The organism is Desulfosporosinus sp. SYSU MS00001, from assembly GCF_049943955.1.
Lineage (GTDB): Bacteria > Bacillota > Desulfitobacteriia > Desulfitobacteriales > Desulfitobacteriaceae > Desulfosporosinus.
In genome coordinates, this window is sequence record NZ_JBNFTW010000003.1 from 401,120 (window position 1) to 418,757 (window position 17,638).

Genomic DNA, 17,638 nt, shown 5'->3' on the forward strand with positions numbered 1-17,638 from the left:
AATCGAAACGCTCTCCCTACTAGCAAAAGAGAATATCGTCGCTCCCTGTACGGGAGCGTGGATTGAAATAAACGAATTACCTGCATGAACTCTTATCCTTGCGTCGCTCCCTGTACGGGAGCGTGGATTGAAATATCAGAGGTAGCAGCAGGGGTAGCGGGGGTAGCGTCGCTCCCTGTACGGGAGCGTGGATTGAAATTCCCCTAGCAGCTTTCTGGTGCTTCTCGCTGACCGGGTCGCTCCCTGTACGGGAGCGTGGATTGAAATTTCTCGCAATTGCTCTGATTTGGAATTATGCGGCACGTCGCTCCCTGTACGGGAGCGTGGATTGAAATCACTTGTGTCTTCCCACCATTCACCTCTTAAGAGCGTCGCTCCCTGTACGGGAGCGTGGATTGAAATTGCACCGAAATGATGAACTTGTAAGTCATCCTTACGTCGCTCCCTGTACGGGAGCGTGGATTGAAATACAATCAAACAACTGTTTTGTCAGTTCGGTTAGGTCGCTCCCTGTACGGGAGCGTGGATTGAAATCCAACATTCCTCTTAATCCGTGCATAAACAAGGGTCGCTCCCTGTACGGGAGCGTGGATTGAAATTTCCCATGTGGCCGCTAGTTCGCGGAGCGCATCAGTCGCTCCCTGTACGGGAGCGTGGATTGAAATCTATTCTCCGAAACCCAAGCCCAACAACTCTACGTCGCTCCCTGTACGGGAGCGTGGATTGAAATTCCGGCATTACCACGCGACTTGGCTTTACGAAAGTCGCTCCCTGTACGGGAGCGTGGATTGAAATGTCTCAATTACAGAAAGACCTTGCGTCAAATGGCTACGTCGCTCCCTGTACGGGAGCGTGGATTGAAATTAAAACTGATGGGGAACTTGAAAAGATGTCTGCCAGTCGCTCCCTGTACGGGAGCGTGGATTGAAATGCCTTGGCTCATGCATTAGGTTGTTCCGTCGATGGTCGCTCCCTGTACGGGAGCGTGGATTGAAATTGTCTCCAACGGCGGCAAGTCCCCCATACTAAACGTCGCTCCCTGTACGGGAGCGTGGATTGAAATTGTTTTTCTGCCGTTGTTTGTGCTAATGCTCGCGTGTCGCTCCCTGTACGGGAGCGTGGATTGAAATATCTTCATCTCTAAATCAATACACTCGCCGTCAAGGGTCGCTCCCTGTACGGGAGCGTGGATTGAAATGTTTTCATCACTCCCCTGAGAATTAATGAAAATAAAAAGACTAAAAAGGAGGAAGCCCTCTTTAGTCTTTTACTGTTTCTAGCCAGTTCATTGCTTCATCTGTATTGTTAAATTTATTCAGCATCTACTGAAGTTAAGGTATTGTTAATTATATCATCGTTGATAGCAGTATTTTTCTAATTGTTCAGTCCCGATTTTAGTAAACCTTGCAGTTTTTGGCCATGAACATATTTTTTTAAAGAACGGCATCAAAAAAGGCGCTTACTACAAGCGCCTTTAATCTATAAAGATGGAGCCGATGGCAGGACTCGAACCTGTAACCTGCTGATTACAAATCAGCTGCTCTACCAATTGAGCTACATCGGCATATGCATTGAGACGAAAATTATTTTACCAAGATTCAGGACTATTGTCAATGAGTAAAAGTATAAATTACGACAAAAATTTTTATCCGAAAATATTAATCCGATCTTCGCCTTAAGGCTATCCAATTACTTATAAAACTTTAAATTTACAAAAAAAGATCCCTCATCCAAAGCGATGAGGGCTAATGAGATAAGATAATTATGACGCTGTCCAAGGACCGCTTAATTAAGCACATTAAATATTATGTTGCTTCATTTCATTACGTTACTCTACATATGCTCCATATTCTAAAAAAGGAAGACAAACATATTGTTTTCTTCTCCTTTAGTTATCAGAAATTCTTGGCCTTGGAGGAATTCCTTCAGTTTAACATTTAGGGTTTCAAACCAATCGGACTTATTGATGTTCTCAAAGGTAATTTCAATTATTGGCAGACGTTGATCTTGCCCATCAGATATTTTGGTGATTCCTTGTCTTAATTCGACAGTTAACATATTTAGATCATTTATAAGCAACATAGTTATGTAGTCTAAAATTAGTGATGGAGTTCTCAATGTGCATCTCTCCTTTAACACTCCACTATTTGGGCTATTAGAAGCCAATATTTCCATTGAGTCTTGAAGCCTCGGTGATCAGCTTTAGCTGAACGAGTTCACTATTGCTTAATTAAAATGATCTTTTATATATGGTATATGGCTTGCTATTCTAATGTCACATTCGACATAAGGGCATAAAAACCTGCTCATTGCATATTGAAAAATTACTATAGTTATATTATTATAAATATAATAATATAACTATGGTAATTAAAATAATTATTAAATAAAAATAATGAGGTGAACGAGCAATGAGACTAATTATTACCTTGGTATCATGTGGAATATTATTTACCTTATTAAAGAATTTTGCTTTTAACGAATGATGTAGGTTATAATTTTGAAATAGTTAACTATGACATAAACTCACAATAATGTTTACTATAATCAATTTGACTTATTGCTGAATAGACTTTACTATTAGCTCAATACTTCAGTTATGTTTGTAGTATTTTCATTTCATTTTCCACCTTTTTAAATCCCCTCTGGATAGGGGACTTTTTCTTTTCCGGGATATCATAGTTTGTATTTGGATTATTTCATTAACCGATATTCATACCGAACTAATCTTTAGAAAAGGGATCGGGACAAACTGTGAACATATGTTGATTTCGCAGCATAAATTGAACTAAGAAAAGAATACAGAGAGAGGTATAGAGACTCAAATAAAGCGAGGCACGGGGGAGTTGCGATGGGGGATGCTGAAATTCAGGCTCTCAAAGAAGATATTACGGAGATAAAAGGTGATGTTAAGGAAGTCAAAGATGCTGTTGCCCGCTTACATCTGCTTATGGTCGAAAACTATGTGACCAGAAAAGAGTTTGAGGCCTATAAGGAGAAGGAAATAAGAAGTCGCCGGTGGTGGGCAACCTTTGTAATTGGGGCTGCGACTGTTGCAATAACAATTATCAATACTGTCAATCATTTTATTAGCAGGTTGATAGCAAAATAACTGCTAAACCTGTGAAAAATTGCTGTAAGATTTCATATTTGAACGAAATACAGACTCAGCAGCAAATTATAGATAACTGTATACAATATTAAGTATTAAAATTGCTAGACAGTTATAGAGAACACAGTTATAATTGAAATACAGTTTTGTCGTTAGAAGTGAGCAAAGAGGCTCTAAAACGGCGTTCTTAGTAACGCCATTTTAGAGCCTCTTTGCCATTGCTGGCATACAATTTTCAACATTTTATATAGAGAAGTAATATTTAGGCAGGAGGCATAATTAATGACTCTAAACTCTGGGGATATTGCATTTGTTTTTTTATCGACCATCTTAGTATTTTTAATGACTCCAGGATTGGCGTTGTTTTATGGAGGAATGGTCAGAAAACGAAATGTTCTTTCAATAATGATGCAAAGTTTTGCTGCAATAGGGCTGGTTACCATTGTCTGGGTAGTATTCGGGTACTCTTTAGCCTTTGGGCCCGATCATGGCCATATCATTGGAGGGTTGGATTGGTTTGCCTTAAAAAATGTGGGACTTTCTCCTAACCCTGATTATGCACCTACGATCCCTCATCTATTGTTCTTTATGTTTCAGCTTATGTTTGCCATCATTACTCCAGCGGTTGTCAGTGGCGCTACTGCAGAAAGAATGCGTTTTCCCGCTTTTCTCTTATTCATGTTTTTTTGGAGTACATTTGTGTATATTCCTCTGGCCCATTGGGTTTGGGGTGTAGGAGGCTGGATGAAGAATCTCGGCGTCATGGACTTTGCAGGCGGAACGGTTGTAGAAATGGCGTCAGGAGTATCTGGACTGGTTGCAGCCCTAATCCTCGGGAAACGTCTGAAAGTAGGGTACGAGTTTAATATTCCTCATAACATGCCCAATGTTCTCTTGGGAGGAGGACTATTGTGGTTCGGCTGGTTTGGCTTTAATGCCGGAGGGGCTATGGGGGCTAATGGACTGGCTGTTTTAGCTTTGACCACAACCCAAATAGCAGGAGCAGCCGGAATGATTGGCTGGGCGCTCCTGGAATGGTTCCACCGCCGTCAAATTACAGTTTTTGGAGCTATCAGCGGTATTATTGCTGCATTAGTTGCTATTACGCCTGCTGCAGGATTTGTATCCACCGGGAGTTCTCTGCTGATTGGATTTGTCGCGGGAGGGGTTTGCTATTTAGGGGTTAGTGTACTTAAGGATAAGTTAGGTTACGATGATGCTCTCGACGTTTTTGGTATTCATGGTATTGGAGGCACATGGGGTACCCTGGCTACTGGAATTTTTGCAGATATACGTCTTAATCCCCAAGGCCATAATGGTTTGCTCAATGGCGGCGGAATTCATCCTGTTCTCATTCAGCTGCTTGCGATAGTTGCCACCTATGCCTTTACCAGCGTTATGACATTTGCGATTTTAAAAGTGGTTGCTTTGTTTACATCACTAAGGGCAACAGATGATGAACAAGTCAATGGCTTAGATTTAACTCAACATCGAGAAAATGCCTATCCTGATTTTGAACTAACAGAGAATGTTTATATTTAAGTTTTAGTTTAAGTTTAAGATAATAATCCCATTTTACATTTTACACTTCTTAAATAGTTTCTCCCAAAAAGTTAAAAAGTTTCAAAAGGTCAGAGAGCTTCTTCGCCATGTTCACCTGTCCTGATCCGGATTGCATCAGCTACGTCGTAAACAAAGATTTTACCATCGCCAAATTTACCGGTTTTAGAAGATTCAACGATGGATGAGATTACATCATCAATCCTGGCAGAACTAACGACAACCTCAAGTTTAATTTTCGGCAAGAGCTTAGAGACAATTTCTTGTCCGCGATAAATTTGGGTATACCCTTTTTGGTTTCCAAATCCTGAGACATTTGAGACCGTCATCCCATTGATCCCTAGATCTGAAAGAGCTGTTTTAACATCATTTAGTTTTTCTGGACGAATTATAGCTTCGATTTTTTTCATGATTGTCACCGCCTGTTCATGGTTCTGTGAGGATACAGTCCTCTTTATTATAACAGAAAGCCATTTGGGATAATATCCTCAGGTACGAGCATCATAGATTTTAATAGAGACTTAAGTTCATTAACGTTGTGATGGCTAGGTGTGCTGTATGGGTTAAACTAACACAACGACTGCATCATAACGAAAACCGGGTCTTAAACCCGGTTTTGTGGTGTCTTCTTCTTAAAGGGTGAATTTTTGCCGCGATCGGGTTTTCCTGTTTTTGTTGAATCTGCCGCTTTATTGGACATGTCAAATAGACCTCCTTAATCCTTGTATATTAGTTTCTTGCCGTTAGAGTTTTGAGGCTCCGGGATTTTCAACATTAAGGCAAGGCGAATCCTAAATCAAACAGTTACTGGGGAAAGGTAGTTTCTTTGTCTTTGCCGTAATCTGTGCGCCCATCCTGGTCTGCTGAATGGCCGCAGGGTAGATCTTCACGTTTAGGAAATGGCCGTTTTTTAGCTTTCGACTGATCCTGCTGTTCCATTGTATCCCTCCTCGCTTATGCATTTATAGTTCCCTGGTAAATCATTAATTTATACGGAGAATCGAACAGGTAACTTCTGTATTAATATACAGAGATCGTATTGACATGGTATGTAACACATGTTAGACTCAGCGTAGTGAATTTAATAAGTATGCTCTTATCCGGAGTGGTGGAGGGACTAGCCCAATGAAACCCGGCAACCCGCTTTGCTGTGACATTGTTGTCTACGCAAGGCATGGTGCTAATTCTTGCAGGAGTGAATTCTTCTGATAGATAAGAGGAGTGTCGATGAATAATTAGGCCTCTTCGAACTAGAAGAGGCCTTTTCGATGCCTATGAAAAGGTTTTCGAAAGGGATTTTTCAGGTCCTGACTCTAGATCACTCTATTTAGAAGGGGAATTTCTTAAAGAATACAAGGATAAAGCGGAACAAAATCTGGAGGTGGGGTCTTTTATGAGTATTGAGAAAACATACGCAGAGATTAACGCTAAGATCAAGACTGGGAAAGCTGTTGTTGTGACAGCAGAGGAACTAATAGCGTTGGTAGAAGAAAAAGGGCTTACAGAGGCAACCCGCGAGGTTGATGTTGTTACAACGGGAACCTTTGCCCCAATGTGTTCCTCAGGAGCTTTTTTGAGTTTTGGACATACGAAGCCGCGCATGAAAATGCAGAAGGTCTGGCTCAACGGTGTGGCAGCTTATGCTGGAATTGCGGCAGTTGATGCTTACCTTGGGGCAGCAGAGCTGCCTGAGGATGATCCTTTAAATAATAATTTTCCCGGTGAGTTCCGCTATGGCGGAGGACATGTCATACAAGACTTGGTAGCTCGCAAACCTGTTAAACTAAAAGCTATAGCCTATGGAACGAATTGTTATCCCCGCAAGAGCGTGGAAACTATGATAACGCTTGATGAGATCAATGAGGCTATTCTTTTTAATCCACGGAACGCCTATCAGAATTATAACTGTGCGGTGAATTTAACCGATCGGACAGTTTACACTTACATGGGCATGTTGAAACCCCAATTGGGAAATGCAAACTATTCCACCTCAGGAGAACTGAGTCCTCTTCTAAAGGATCCTCATTTTAAAACGATTGGTGTAGGTACGAAGATTTTCCTCGGCGGCGGTGTGGGGTATGTGGCCTGGAACGGGACTCAGCATTTTCCGGCCATGACAAATGTCGACGGAAAAGAGCTTGGCGGCGCAGGGGGTACCCTTGCTGTTATTGGTGATTTGAAACAAATGAGTCCTAAGTGGCTGGTTGGTACCAGCTTTCTAGGTTACGGAGCGACACTTAGCGTGGGAATTGGGATACCAATTCCGCTGCTCAATGAAGAAATTACCCGCTATGCTGCCATGAAGGATGAAGATCTGTTTGCCCCCATAGTAGACTACGGAGAAGCATATCCCTCCTTTACTCCTGGTAACTTGGGGTACGTCAGTTATGCTGAACTGAAAAGCGGCAAGATTACGGTACAGGGCAAAGAAATTCAAACCTCACCGTTGTCAAGTATGCCAAGAGCTCGGGAAGTTGCCGCGACGCTCAAAGAATGGATCCAGAAGGGTGACTTCTTATTAACTGAGCCAGTTAAGTCCCTCCCGTCCCCCGCAGATGGAATTGTGGCTCATAGTATTAAGGAGGTTTGATTATGGCACCGAAAAGAATTGTTTTGCGCTTTGGATCCGATATCTCGGTAAAGCCTATCGTCTATCGTCTCGTTAAGGACTTTGACTTGGTTGTTAATATTGTTAGAGCAGATGTTAATCCTCAAAAAGAGGGAACAATGGTTTTAGAGGTCACGGGAGATCAGAGCGAAAAAGGACTCGCTTATTTGCGTGAGTTGGGAGTATCCGTACAAGATCTTAAACAGGGAATTGTCCGCAATGAAGAAAAGTGTGTCATGTGCGGAGCTTGTACGGGACTTTGCCCAACAGGGGCTTTATATATTGAGCGTCCCTCTATGGAGGTTCATTTTGATGAAGACCAGTGCATCGTTTGTATGCTATGTACGAAAATTTGCCCGATGCGGGCAATGGAGGTTCATCTCTAAGTGGACTTTTTAGAACGTACTTACCGGCAGTTGCATCGCCAAGATGACCTGCAGCATTTTCAAGTGATGGTGCAAGAAACGGATCTGGATATCGGGATTCGTAAAGAACGTTTTTCTCCAGAATTGGTGGAATGGATCGAGGATACGATCCGTTCCTGCCGCAAGCCCTTGGAGGAGTATCTTCAAAAAGACCCGGGGTTTCAAAAAGCTTTAATTCCTTATGATGTACCCGAGGATGCTCCATTGATCGTTAAAACCATGTCTGAAGCCGGTCGTTTAGCTGGGGTAGGACCTATGGCGGCTGTGGCGGGGGCTGTAGCTGAGTGGGTGGGAAAAGCGATAGCTAAACGCTCCCGGGATGTTATCGTGGAAAACGGCGGAGATATTTTTATGAAAACGACTCGCTTTCGTAACGTTGGAATCTTTGCCGGGGATTCCCCTTTATCCAACCGAGTAGCCCTTGAAATCCATCCGGAACAAACCCCCCTAGGAATATGTACGTCCTCCGGAAAAGTGGGTCCTTCGTTAAGTTTTGGCAAAGCTGATGCCGTAGTTGTTCTTTCTTCTTCCACAGCTTTGGCGGATGCTGTAGCAACTGCTTGCGGGAATTTAATACAATCGGAGCAGGATTTAGAAAAAACTATTGAATTTGCCTCTCAGATTCCAGGAATCAAGGGATGTCTGGCAATCAAGAATGACCAATTAGCTGCCTGGGGCGCTATAAAATTAGTGCCAATGAACGTGTAATATATCAAAATTACTTTCTAAGCAAGGTTAAACCTATCGATTCAGCCAGTTTCGAGACAGTATGAAAGAAATAAAAGAAGTAGAAGAAATAGAAGAAATAGAAGAAGTAGAAGAAGTAGAAGAAATAGAAGAAGTAAAAGAAGTAAAAGAAGTAAAAGAAATAAAAGAAGTAAAAGAAATAAAAGAAGTAGAAGAGGTAGAAGAAGAGAAAGAAAAAAAGAAAAAAAGAAAAAAAGAAAAAAAGAAACCTCCCCGTCGGGAGGTTTTAGTTTTGCGCAATTATCTTTATCTTCTTATTAATTCCCTTGTACAACCCTAATTTAGCACGAAATACGAAAGGAATCAATGCCCATTTTTTGGATCATTAATCTCACGATAACAAATGAATATTGTTGATATTTAAAAGATAAAAAAATATTATTTTACGGTTTGACCTGGTTTAAGTGCTATTTATGCCAATTAATCGATAGGATAAATTGAAACAATTGCCCAAGACAGGGGGCTAAATATGAAAATGACAGTGTCCAATCAAATTTGTAATGGCAATTTCCTAAAGGCTTGTGAACATGAAGATTTTCCACAAGACTGGCTGCCCATTGGCGGAAATTATGCTTCGAGTTGGAATTATATACGGGAATCTCAAGGCAGGGCTGGGGTGGAAATTATTAATTCAGCAAGCGTTAAGGCGGGAATTATCCAAGCAAATGACAAAGTCATAGAGGTTGACGGCAAGAAGCATTGGCTGGTAAAAGTTGCTTTCCAATGTCGAGAACCTGCATTGCAAGTATTTATGTATCTCTATCCAATTCTTGCGAATGGAAATGTTTTACTGCCCAGGATGTTTTGCTTTAATTCAGAGTTAAACACTAAAGAAATTGTGCAATTTAGGAAATTAATAAGCATCGAGCCGGAGATTAAAGGTTTGCGTCTGGAAACAGGAATCATGGGCTCTGGCCAATTATCAATCTATAAATTAGTGGCCCACCCACTTACCCCTAAACGTTTCAAGAGAATAATCAATAATAAACCAATAAGTCCCTCGATCGAACATATTCATTCCATTGGGGAAATTTTAAAACCAGTCCAGCTTGCGACTCCGATTCCTTTAAACATTCCTGTTAATGTTCAAGCGCAAGTCCATGGAGATATTCGAAATTTAACACCACAACGTGACAAAGTGCAAATCTATGGAAGTAATCAAGTACCTTTGGCTACAACCAGTACTGGACGGGCTCAAGTCGAAATCAGCGGTCATGGATTTCAAGAGAGTATCGAAGAAGTTTCGGTCGGCGAGGTTATGTGCTATTCAACCATTCGTGATGTTTCTGCCCTTTCCCGCTATTCCTTTGCCGTATATAATATGGGATCTGAACTCGCCTATGTGCAGGCTCAACTAAGCCCTGATGGCCTTCATTGGCTGAATATCGGTAAACGAAGAAACGTGGAACCAGAAGCAGTAATTATGGTTGCTCCGGAAGATTTTTTGCGCTATGCCAGGTTGTGCTTTGAGGCCGAAGGTTTAACCTCCCTGAGAGTTTGGGTTCAGGCCCAAAATTAGGTAATAAAAGAACGGATTGTCATCCCTCTAAATATACTGAATTACATGAGATTCGTATCTAGAGGGGTGCTTGCGGTGGATGGCTTAGCTTTAATATCTATTTTGGCCGTAGTGGTCGAAAAATTGGTTGAGATCTTTAAGGATATCGTATACGCGATTCCGGTTTTTCCGAATAAGTTCAGACCGTTAACGCTGGAATTGTTGAGTTTAACGTTTGGATTAATTCTTGCTTTTCAGAGCAATGTTAATGCTTTGCAATTGCTTAATGTTAATACGATCAATCCCATAACCGGAGTCGTTATAACCGGCTTGGTCATTGGCAAAGGGGCCAATTTTGCTCATGATTTTTTTCATACCGTTGGACAAAATCCAAAAAGGAATGCTGCGTAAGAGACTTCCGTTATATTATTAACTATTATGTGAGGAGTCCGGATGCCCCGGGCTCCTTGAGCAATTTTGCAATCTTGGCATACGTTAGTACAGAGGAAAGGTGGTGTGAGTATGGCACAATCTCGCTGCATGAAATGCGGCAACGACCGTTTTGAGGTTGTCCACGCTAATAATTTGGAAGGAACCACACGAGCCGTGCTTTTTGTACAATGCACAGATTGCGGGTCTGTGATCGGAGTCTTGGATTTTCTGAATATAAGTGTGCAAGCGGAACGGATGAAGAATGATTTAAGAAGCAAACTTGGAATCATCTGGAGTCAACTCAACAGCTAATTCTAAAGAAAAGGGTAATAAGAAGAATGAGGAATTAATGGGGACTAAGATAAATCAAGATAGAAAAAGATAATTTAAGATAATTTATGAAGTATTATTCTTCAGGATTATTCTCGATAATTGTTCTGTAAGCTTGTAAAGTTTTTTCCGCAGCCTTGGCCCAAGTAAACCATTGCTGGATATGTTTCATCAGCGGGACTGGGTAAGCGTCAAAGGATTGTTCAAGTGCCCTGCGCAAGCTGTTATCGTCAAGGGGATGCACATAAAGGGCCATGTCCTGGAAGTATTCTTTGGGGCTTCCTTGGTCAGTAGAGATGACGACAGAACCACAGGCTCCTGCCTCTATGCTCGATAAGCCCGGGGTTTCGAACCAACTTGGCAAAGCATGGACTTTAGCCGCTGCATAAGCCGAGGCGAGAAGAGGTCCTTGAAGCGTACCAAGATGGTGCACGTTGGCAAAAGCGGTAACTCGTTTATAGTATTGGGGATCATTAACGGGTCCCAGCAGAAGCAGCGGCAGATGGAGTCCTTGGCAAATTTCCGCTAACCAATGCTGGTTTTTTCTTGGCGAGATACGGGCGGCACACAGCACAAATTCTTGGGGCAGATTGGGAAATTGTTCTCGGAACTGATCAGGGGTTGCTCCAATGAAGGAATCCGGAAAACCATTGGCAACCACTTGATATGGAGCGGCTTTAGGAAAATCGCGGCGAAGGACTTCCATTTCGAGCTGGCTGTTTGGCAGCAGGAGATCAGCACCTCCAACCAGTCGTTCGCGCATAGGCTGCATGTGATTCCAAGCAGCGAGGGCATTCGAACTGACTCCTTCGCGTTTTAAGTAATCATTGGGCGGCCAATAAATGGGTGAGATAATGACCTTCTTTTTTTGTTTCTGAGCATTATAAAAGTACATGTAGCTTTCCTTGACACGGGTAATGTTGAAAATGTGAATAAGGTCATAAGGCGTAAGCTCGATATTGGGGTCTGTAGACAAATGAACCTCGACGCCGAGTTTTTTGAGCTCTTGCCCGGTGGAAACGATCTGAACGGAATCTCCCGCAGGGTTTTTTAGGAAATCTGGGCGAACTTGAAAAAGGACTCTCAAAAAAACCCCTCCTAGGTTATTTCTTTTCGATCAGCGCACGTATTGACTCTATGCGCTGATGGTAGGTGTGATTTCGGTAGACTTCTTCTTGACCTTGACGCGCAATTTTTGCTCTGAGGTCGTCCCGTTTTAAATAAAATCGTACCAGCTCTAAGGTTTCATCTGGATGGCGGCTCCAGACTAAATGGACATGGTTTTTGAAAAGCCCTTCAATGGCCGGAGTCCAATGGGTCAGAAAAAAGGCACGGGTTCCGAGGACTTCAAAGGTGCGCATGCTCATCATTGTGGGAGAGTTTGTCACCGAATGAAGGCCTAAAACGATCTTGGCTGAGGAGTAAGCGGAAGGGAGCCGGGCATAGGGCAGATACCCATGATAAATGTTCTGAGACAGGGTATAGTGATCAGTATTTGAAAGCCAATGCTCGTTGCCAAATACGTTTAATTTGAATTCCCCTCTTAATAAGGGTGTAAGGATTGTTTCAATACCAACCTTACGTTGAGGGTAGGAGGTATAGTAATTGGCCACTAACAGCAAATCACAAGTATATTCAGGCAAAGGCTGCCTAGGGCTGTGAAAAGAAGGGTTACAGGCAAAGTGAAAGTAATAGGCCCGTATTTTTTCCCGCTGATAAAGCGGGAGACATTCTTTTGCAGGAGTGAGAACAAGGCGGGCTCCTCGAGCCAAAGGACGGGACATACGATGCCAGTCTGGAGGATCATCAATAGCCCAATAGATCAGGGGCAGCGAGTGACGCCGCAGCAGCGGAAAGAGATTTCGGGCCACGGTGGATATGGAAACTCCTTCCGCTAAAGCATAGTCTGGCTTCCAGGTTCTCATTAGGTCTTCAAATAGGTTATCCCAGTTTGGCAGGTGCACAGGTAAAAAGCGGATATCATCGTTGGCCGAAAATCCTGAGGCCAATCCATAGTTTAGCAGAGGGGAATCGTTAAGAAGCAATAATTTCATTACTCGGATCTCCATTGATGATTGGTTTGTTCGATCACAACCTCCAGGGATTTAAGCAAAGATGCTGTATTGAGATGATATCGTTGAGCAGCCTGCTCAACACTCATATTGAGTAAACTTTTAGCACCTCAGCCATAGGCTGAAATACCAAATTTTCGTAAAACAGTTACGGCTTGAGGATATAAGGACATAATTTCTCCTATATTTGTTTTTAAATTTAGGTGATCCATTTGTTCCAAAAGCCTCCTTTAGAGCGCTCAGATCGTTTCTCTTCTTGGAGTTGATTTAGTTGCTGGCCTAAGGTTTCGAGTGAAGAGTCACTTTCTTCTTGTTTGACAAGCACTGTTTGCAAAACTTGGGATATGCTTTGAGTTTCCTTTTCCAGATTGGCCATAGCTTCTATAACGGGTTCAAGCTCCTCGAGCGGAATTTCTGCTGTGGATTGCTCTTCAGGTATTTGCGGCAAGGGATTTGCTGCTTGCTTACTTTGGCGAGTATTTTCGGCAAGAGCATCCAGGATTTGATCAAACTTTGAGATCATGGTCTGAAGAGCAAGATTTAAATTGGAATTTTCTTGTTCCAGGTTAGCAACGGTGGCAATTAGACGATCAAGTTCCGGATTTTCTTGTAGGGGAGGAGGTGGTGAGGACTCGGACTCCTCTGCCGGCAATTCGGAGATTGCAGGAGTTTGGTCTTCCACTATTTCAACGGAACTATCATCATTATTTTGGCTGATAGCCGTTGCTTCAAGGGCAATTTGGGGTTTTTCGCTTTCTTCAAAAGAAAGGGGCGGAGGAATAGTTTGCTCTTGTCCAGAAGGTGACAGCGGATAGGGATTTGATGATAAAGAAATAACCTCAGGATGAAAAGCAGGAACAGGTGGTGGGAGCGGTGCCGGATTATTCGGCGTGATATAAGGCGTATTTTGTATTAGGGCAATCGTCTGGGTCAAAGTAATACCTAACTCCTGGCAATAGGCAGGAGACCGCGGAACTATTCTGTCTTCAAGCCAGTAGCTCTGCTGGAAATTTCGTTTGTTTTTAAAAATCCATTTCATTGGCTGTTGTGTTAGGTTGTTGCTGAGAACAGACTTCCAACCAGTGCCATCGTTTAATAACAATGTCTCCTCTCCCGTATGAGCAAGCAGCCAAAGGACTCCGTTGATCTCCATAGTGCCTAAATTTTTCCATGGAGGAGAAAAGGTCTTAATGGGTGCCGGTGAGGGCTGCCAGTTGCTTGTTAATTCCAAGGCATTAGTTTGCTGGGCCCAGCGCACTTCATATTGACCATTAGAGGTCTTTATGACCCAAAAGAGATGATGAACATTGTCAGTGGTCATAAGTGCTGTCATATCGATTACTTCACCTGGAATTTTCAATGTCTCAGTGGGAGAACCCCAGATGTGAAATGTTCCATTAAAACGATTGGTTAATAGAAGAGAATGTCGCCCTTGGAAGGTCATTGTTAAAAAATGAAGGTTGCCCTGCTGGTCGAGATTAACGTGATAAAGAGGTTCACGAGGATGAACGACCTCTCCCATATGAACACTGTTCCAGGTACTTCCGTTCCAAAAACGATGTTCAATGCGCCAAAGATCGCGAATGGCCTGATGAGAATAAGCATAAAAAATATGTACCATCTTGCCTTGTGGGAAGATAAAGAAGCGGCGGTATTTAGCTGTACGAACATCTAACTTAGCGATCAGTGTTGTTTGGGCATTGGAAAATCCGGAAATCAGAGTATAGCACAATTCTCCGCTCGTTTTGAGAATGACAAGATGAACAGTTTTATAATCGGTCATAATTCCTTCGGCCAAAATCAAGGGTTCTTGAATGCTGTAAAACGGTTCTGTACTTTCTTGTTTGAATAGGGCACATCCTTGGGAAGCCATATGCAGATAGACGGATTCATCCTCATAGGTAAGGAGACGAGGGGTGTTCGCGGGCTTGCTTAAGTGAGCCATAGTATCACTTCCTTGTTTTAGGTATGTAAAGAAAAGGCCGTGAAGACGGCCCTTTTCTTAACTAGAAGGGCAAATTGTTTATTCATAAGATGAGATTTTAGAAGATTAGCAATTATCCTGTTGCGGAGGGAAGAAGTCGCTCGGGAAAGGTGTGAGAGTGGAGTCAAAGAAGTTGAGACAAGGATTTTCTGGAATAACAGGGAACTCCTCACAAGCCGGAGGTTCTGGGCAGAAGCCGAACGCTGGAACGAGGAGCTGAACAACTCCAGTAACCTTGGTGATGACGAAACTGCCGATGGCCAATTGGATTGAAGCCGTCGTAAACACAGGACTTGTTAAAACCTCTGTTCTCGTTTCAACCCTTAAATTAAAGTCGAATTCCGGTCGCGTCGGTGGGAAGTACATAACAATGTCTTTGTTAATATCTGGAAGATTTCCCGTAACCGTGAAGAGAGCTCCTGTTGAATCCCGTAAGGTCAAGGTGTAAGGAATCTGAATTGTAAATTGTACTCTGGAGAAGTTCGGGCGGGAAGGAATCGGTGTAATAACGATGCTTCCGGGAACAATTACTCCGTTAGTGAACGTCATACTAACAAAGGTAAATGGAGGTACTCCTGTTGGCAAAGTGACGGTAAAGGCCGGGAAGCATTCCCTTTGCACACAGCTGGCATATACTTTTTCTACAATGATACAAACTGATTCCGTGATTTCTTCCAACTGATATGGGTCTGTTAAATCAATAGGCTCACTTGGAGATAGAGCCGATCCTACCCTGCCCACAGTTACTCCGCGAGGAGGGAAGGATGTGGGGAGCGCAGCTGCAATTGTATTGGTTGTGGTATTAATAATGCTGATAGAGCTGTCGCCTTCATTAGTAACCCAAACTTGAGTCCCATCTCCAGTAACGGCAATACCCAGAGGATTAACACCAACAGGAACAGTTGTAACAACGTTAAGTCCTGTGGTTGAGATAACACTGACACTGTTAGAACCGAAGTTAGTAACGTACATGAAGACTGGATTTACCGGGTTGGCTGCAATTTTTTGTGGATTTGTACCGACCGGGATTGTGCTGATTAAGGTATTGTTCGATGTGTTGATAACACTGACCGTATTATCTCCGCTGTTGACGACAAAGAGCTTGGAATTGTCTAAGCTAAGAGCTAAACCGTTCGGTGAAGTACCGACGGGAATTGTAGCGATTACAGTGTTTGTAATAGGATTAATTACGGAAACCGAGTTGCTTCCGGCATTACTGACGTAAACACGGCTGCCGTCACGGGCAACAGCGACATCCACTGGGTTCGTGCCGACGGTGATGGTCGCAACAACAGTATCTGTTGGAATGCTGATGACAGAAACCGTTCCGCTTCCAGAGTTTGTCACATAAGCTGTTGTGCTGGTTGGGTCAATGGCCACTGCCGTAGGAGCAATTCCTACAGGAATAGTAGCAAGGACCCGATTACTGGAAGTACATAAGATTGAGACGGTGTTACTCCCTTGATTAGGGACTAGAACTCTCGTACCATCCGGTGTCCGTTGTGGGAAAGCTGGTGCAATGCCGACAGGGATGGTAGCGACGAGCGCATCGCTATATACGTTGTATATGGCGACTGCGTTGTCTAGAGTTACCCAAGCATGGGTTTCAAATAGCATCTGTGTATTCCCCCCCTTATTTGAATCGAGAAATAGTTAGACTGTGGACTTTCAAGGTATTGTATTCTGTCGCCGCGTAGGGTGTTACACGCTTTCTTGATTTCGGCTGTCCTTGATTAAAATTTGCTGAAGGATTCTCCCGCTTCGTTCTGCCCAGTCATTAGCTTGAGCATAGGCCATTCGTTCTGCCTTGTCGGAGTCTTTTGTTTCCAATAAATGTTGTATACGGAGAGAGAAACGATAAGTGTCACTTTCCAGATTAATTTTCGGGATGGACAGCAATTCAGGCAGCGGTGTTGCCAGAACTGGGATCCCTGAGGCATAATATTCGAAAAGTTTGATGGGGTTACACCCTTTTGTCATATCCGTTTGCAGAAATGGAATTAGTCCTACGTCGAAGTGATGGAGATATGCCGGAAGGTCATAATAGGATTTCAAGCCTAAATAATAAACATTTTTGTAATTTCTTAAGGGAAATTTATGAAGTTGAAAAAAGGCCCCGATAAATACAAAGTTAATACCGGGATTCTGTTTAATCACAGCCTTTAGCAATTCCCAGTCGATCCAGGGAGCTATTGCTCCGCTGTATCCAATGATTGGCTTGCCTTCGGGGAGATCCTTGGGTCGCAGCGAGGGTTTCGGCGAAAAATGAACATAATCGACGCCGTTGGGGACGAGATAAACTCTGGGATGTCTTGGAGAAAAATAATCATAGATGCTTTGACTGCTGCAGAAGATAAGGTTCGCCTTTTGAATAATTGAGGGATAGTAGGGTGCCCAGCTGGCAAACTCATCTTTGGGCTCATCAACAGCATCATATATAATTAAATCCGGATTATAATCGGCTATTGAGTTGATATGTGAGGGAACCGTTAACCAAAGAAGGCGAGGTCGGGGATGAGGAATATTCATGGCGGGAATTCCCTGACAAAGATGCAGATTTGGAAATAGTGTTTTGATTTTGGGTTGAGGGAAGTTACCCAGGTCTTCATAAAGAACCGTATGGCCAGATAAGGAAAACTGGCTTAGAAGCTGTTGCGGACGTTGAAACATCCAGTTCCAAGGGATTGAGGGAGGATAGATAAAGGTCGGCATGAGTTACCTCCTCATGGTTTGGCTAAAAATATTAACTATTTATTTAGGATATGCTGGTTATTATTAAATGGGCATAGGTATCAAAGGAGACTTTGGGGGCGGAGTACAGCTCCCAAGTCTGGGTCTAGTGTAGTTAAAGTTTAGAAATAAAGGTATGT

Annotated in this window: 17 protein-coding genes, 1 tRNA gene, 1 CRISPR repeat array and 1 riboswitch (1 of these 20 only partly in view); of the genes, 9 read left to right on the forward strand and 9 right to left on the reverse strand. The window is 42.9% G+C overall.

Features of this window, described 5'->3' with window-relative positions; translation table 11 throughout:
* A CRISPR array of direct repeats spans nucleotides 1-1,198; the repeat unit is 32 nt; unit sequence GTCGCTCCCTGTACGGGAGCGTGGATTGAAAT (it extends 893 nt beyond the left edge of the window).
* Nucleotides 1,199-1,488: 290 nt separating this feature from the next.
* A tRNA-Thr gene (locus ACPUYX_RS08495) sits at nucleotides 1,489-1,564 on the reverse strand.
* Nucleotides 1,565-1,851: 287 nt separating this feature from the next.
* Nucleotides 1,852-2,118, reverse strand: coding sequence for a hypothetical protein (locus tag ACPUYX_RS08500; protein WP_426379256.1), 267 nt, complete (start codon nucleotides 2,116-2,118; stop codon nucleotides 1,852-1,854).
* Between the two features lie 733 nt (nucleotides 2,119-2,851).
* Here ACPUYX_RS08500 and ACPUYX_RS08505 point away from each other — a divergent pair.
* Both ACPUYX_RS08505 and ACPUYX_RS08510 read left to right on the forward strand, forming a co-directional pair.
* Nucleotides 2,852-3,112 (forward strand): hypothetical protein, encoded by a 261-nt coding sequence (locus ACPUYX_RS08505; RefSeq protein WP_426379257.1) that lies wholly within the window; start codon nucleotides 2,852-2,854, stop codon nucleotides 3,110-3,112.
* A gap of 282 nt (nucleotides 3,113-3,394) precedes the next feature.
* On the forward strand, nucleotides 3,395-4,654 hold the full coding sequence (locus ACPUYX_RS08510; protein ID WP_426379258.1) for an ammonium transporter: 1,260 nt from the start codon (nucleotides 3,395-3,397) through the stop codon (nucleotides 4,652-4,654).
* A gap of 89 nt (nucleotides 4,655-4,743) precedes the next feature.
* Here the strand turns inward: ACPUYX_RS08510 and ACPUYX_RS08515 are convergent, their stop codons facing one another.
* Nucleotides 4,744-5,082 carry a P-II family nitrogen regulator gene (locus ACPUYX_RS08515; protein WP_426379259.1) on the reverse strand — a complete coding sequence of 113 codons (339 nt, stop codon included), beginning with the start codon at nucleotides 5,080-5,082 and terminating at the stop codon, nucleotides 4,744-4,746.
* 394 nt (nucleotides 5,083-5,476) lie between these two features.
* Nucleotides 5,477-5,611 carry a hypothetical protein gene (locus ACPUYX_RS08520; protein ID WP_426379260.1) on the reverse strand — a complete coding sequence of 45 codons (135 nt, stop codon included), beginning with the start codon at nucleotides 5,609-5,611 and terminating at the stop codon, nucleotides 5,477-5,479.
* A 154-nt stretch (nucleotides 5,612-5,765) separates the two neighbouring features.
* Nucleotides 5,766-5,891: riboswitch (SAM riboswitch) on the forward strand.
* Nucleotides 5,892-6,065: 174 nt separating this feature from the next.
* Here ACPUYX_RS08520 and ACPUYX_RS08525 point away from each other — a divergent pair.
* The 7 genes from ACPUYX_RS08525 to ACPUYX_RS08555 all read left to right on the forward strand — a co-directional run bounded on the left by ACPUYX_RS08525 (nucleotide 6,066) and on the right by ACPUYX_RS08555 (nucleotide 10,694).
* On the forward strand, nucleotides 6,066-7,262 hold the full coding sequence (locus ACPUYX_RS08525) for a homocysteine biosynthesis protein (RefSeq protein ID WP_088228100.1): 1,197 nt from the start codon (nucleotides 6,066-6,068) through the stop codon (nucleotides 7,260-7,262).
* 2 nt (nucleotides 7,263-7,264) lie between these two features.
* A complete protein-coding gene (locus ACPUYX_RS08530) occupies nucleotides 7,265-7,666 on the forward strand; it encodes an NIL domain-containing protein (RefSeq protein WP_088228099.1) in 402 nt (133 codons plus the stop codon).
* On the forward strand, nucleotides 7,667-8,413 hold the full coding sequence (locus ACPUYX_RS08535) for a UPF0280 family protein (RefSeq protein ID WP_426379261.1): 747 nt from the start codon (nucleotides 7,667-7,669) through the stop codon (nucleotides 8,411-8,413).
* A gap of 61 nt (nucleotides 8,414-8,474) precedes the next feature.
* Complete coding sequence (locus ACPUYX_RS08540) at nucleotides 8,475-8,732, forward strand: hypothetical protein (protein WP_426379262.1); 258 nt, start codon at nucleotides 8,475-8,477, stop codon at nucleotides 8,730-8,732.
* A gap of 189 nt (nucleotides 8,733-8,921) precedes the next feature.
* Nucleotides 8,922-9,971 (forward strand): DUF6385 domain-containing protein, encoded by a 1,050-nt coding sequence (locus ACPUYX_RS08545; RefSeq protein ID WP_426379263.1) that lies wholly within the window; start codon nucleotides 8,922-8,924, stop codon nucleotides 9,969-9,971.
* Nucleotides 9,972-10,046: 75 nt separating this feature from the next.
* A complete protein-coding gene (locus ACPUYX_RS08550) occupies nucleotides 10,047-10,361 on the forward strand; it encodes a hypothetical protein (RefSeq protein ID WP_426379264.1) in 315 nt (104 codons plus the stop codon).
* A 111-nt stretch (nucleotides 10,362-10,472) separates the two neighbouring features.
* Nucleotides 10,473-10,694 (forward strand): hypothetical protein, encoded by a 222-nt coding sequence (locus ACPUYX_RS08555; protein ID WP_426379265.1) that lies wholly within the window; start codon nucleotides 10,473-10,475, stop codon nucleotides 10,692-10,694.
* 94 nt (nucleotides 10,695-10,788) lie between these two features.
* Here ACPUYX_RS08555 and ACPUYX_RS08560 read toward each other — a convergent pair whose 3' ends face one another.
* The 5 genes from ACPUYX_RS08560 to ACPUYX_RS08580 form a co-directional block, all read right to left on the reverse strand.
* Nucleotides 10,789-11,799, reverse strand: a complete 1,011-nt coding sequence (locus tag ACPUYX_RS08560) for a glycosyltransferase family 4 protein (RefSeq protein ID WP_426379266.1) — start codon at nucleotides 11,797-11,799, stop codon at nucleotides 10,789-10,791.
* Nucleotides 11,800-11,815: 16 nt separating this feature from the next.
* Nucleotides 11,816-12,766: a CgeB family protein gene (locus tag ACPUYX_RS08565; RefSeq protein WP_426379267.1), complete on the reverse strand. Its 951-nt coding sequence runs from the start codon at nucleotides 12,764-12,766 to the stop codon at nucleotides 11,816-11,818.
* Nucleotides 12,767-12,983: 217 nt separating this feature from the next.
* Nucleotides 12,984-14,729: a hypothetical protein gene (locus ACPUYX_RS08570; protein ID WP_426379268.1), complete on the reverse strand. Its 1,746-nt coding sequence runs from the start codon at nucleotides 14,727-14,729 to the stop codon at nucleotides 12,984-12,986.
* 105 nt (nucleotides 14,730-14,834) lie between these two features.
* A complete protein-coding gene (locus tag ACPUYX_RS08575; RefSeq protein ID WP_426379269.1) occupies nucleotides 14,835-16,385 on the reverse strand; it encodes a beta-propeller fold lactonase family protein in 1,551 nt (516 codons plus the stop codon).
* An 84-nt stretch (nucleotides 16,386-16,469) separates the two neighbouring features.
* Nucleotides 16,470-17,480 (reverse strand): glycosyltransferase family protein, encoded by a 1,011-nt coding sequence (locus tag ACPUYX_RS08580; RefSeq protein WP_426379270.1) that lies wholly within the window; start codon nucleotides 17,478-17,480, stop codon nucleotides 16,470-16,472.
* Nucleotides 17,481-17,638 lie beyond the last annotated feature (158 nt).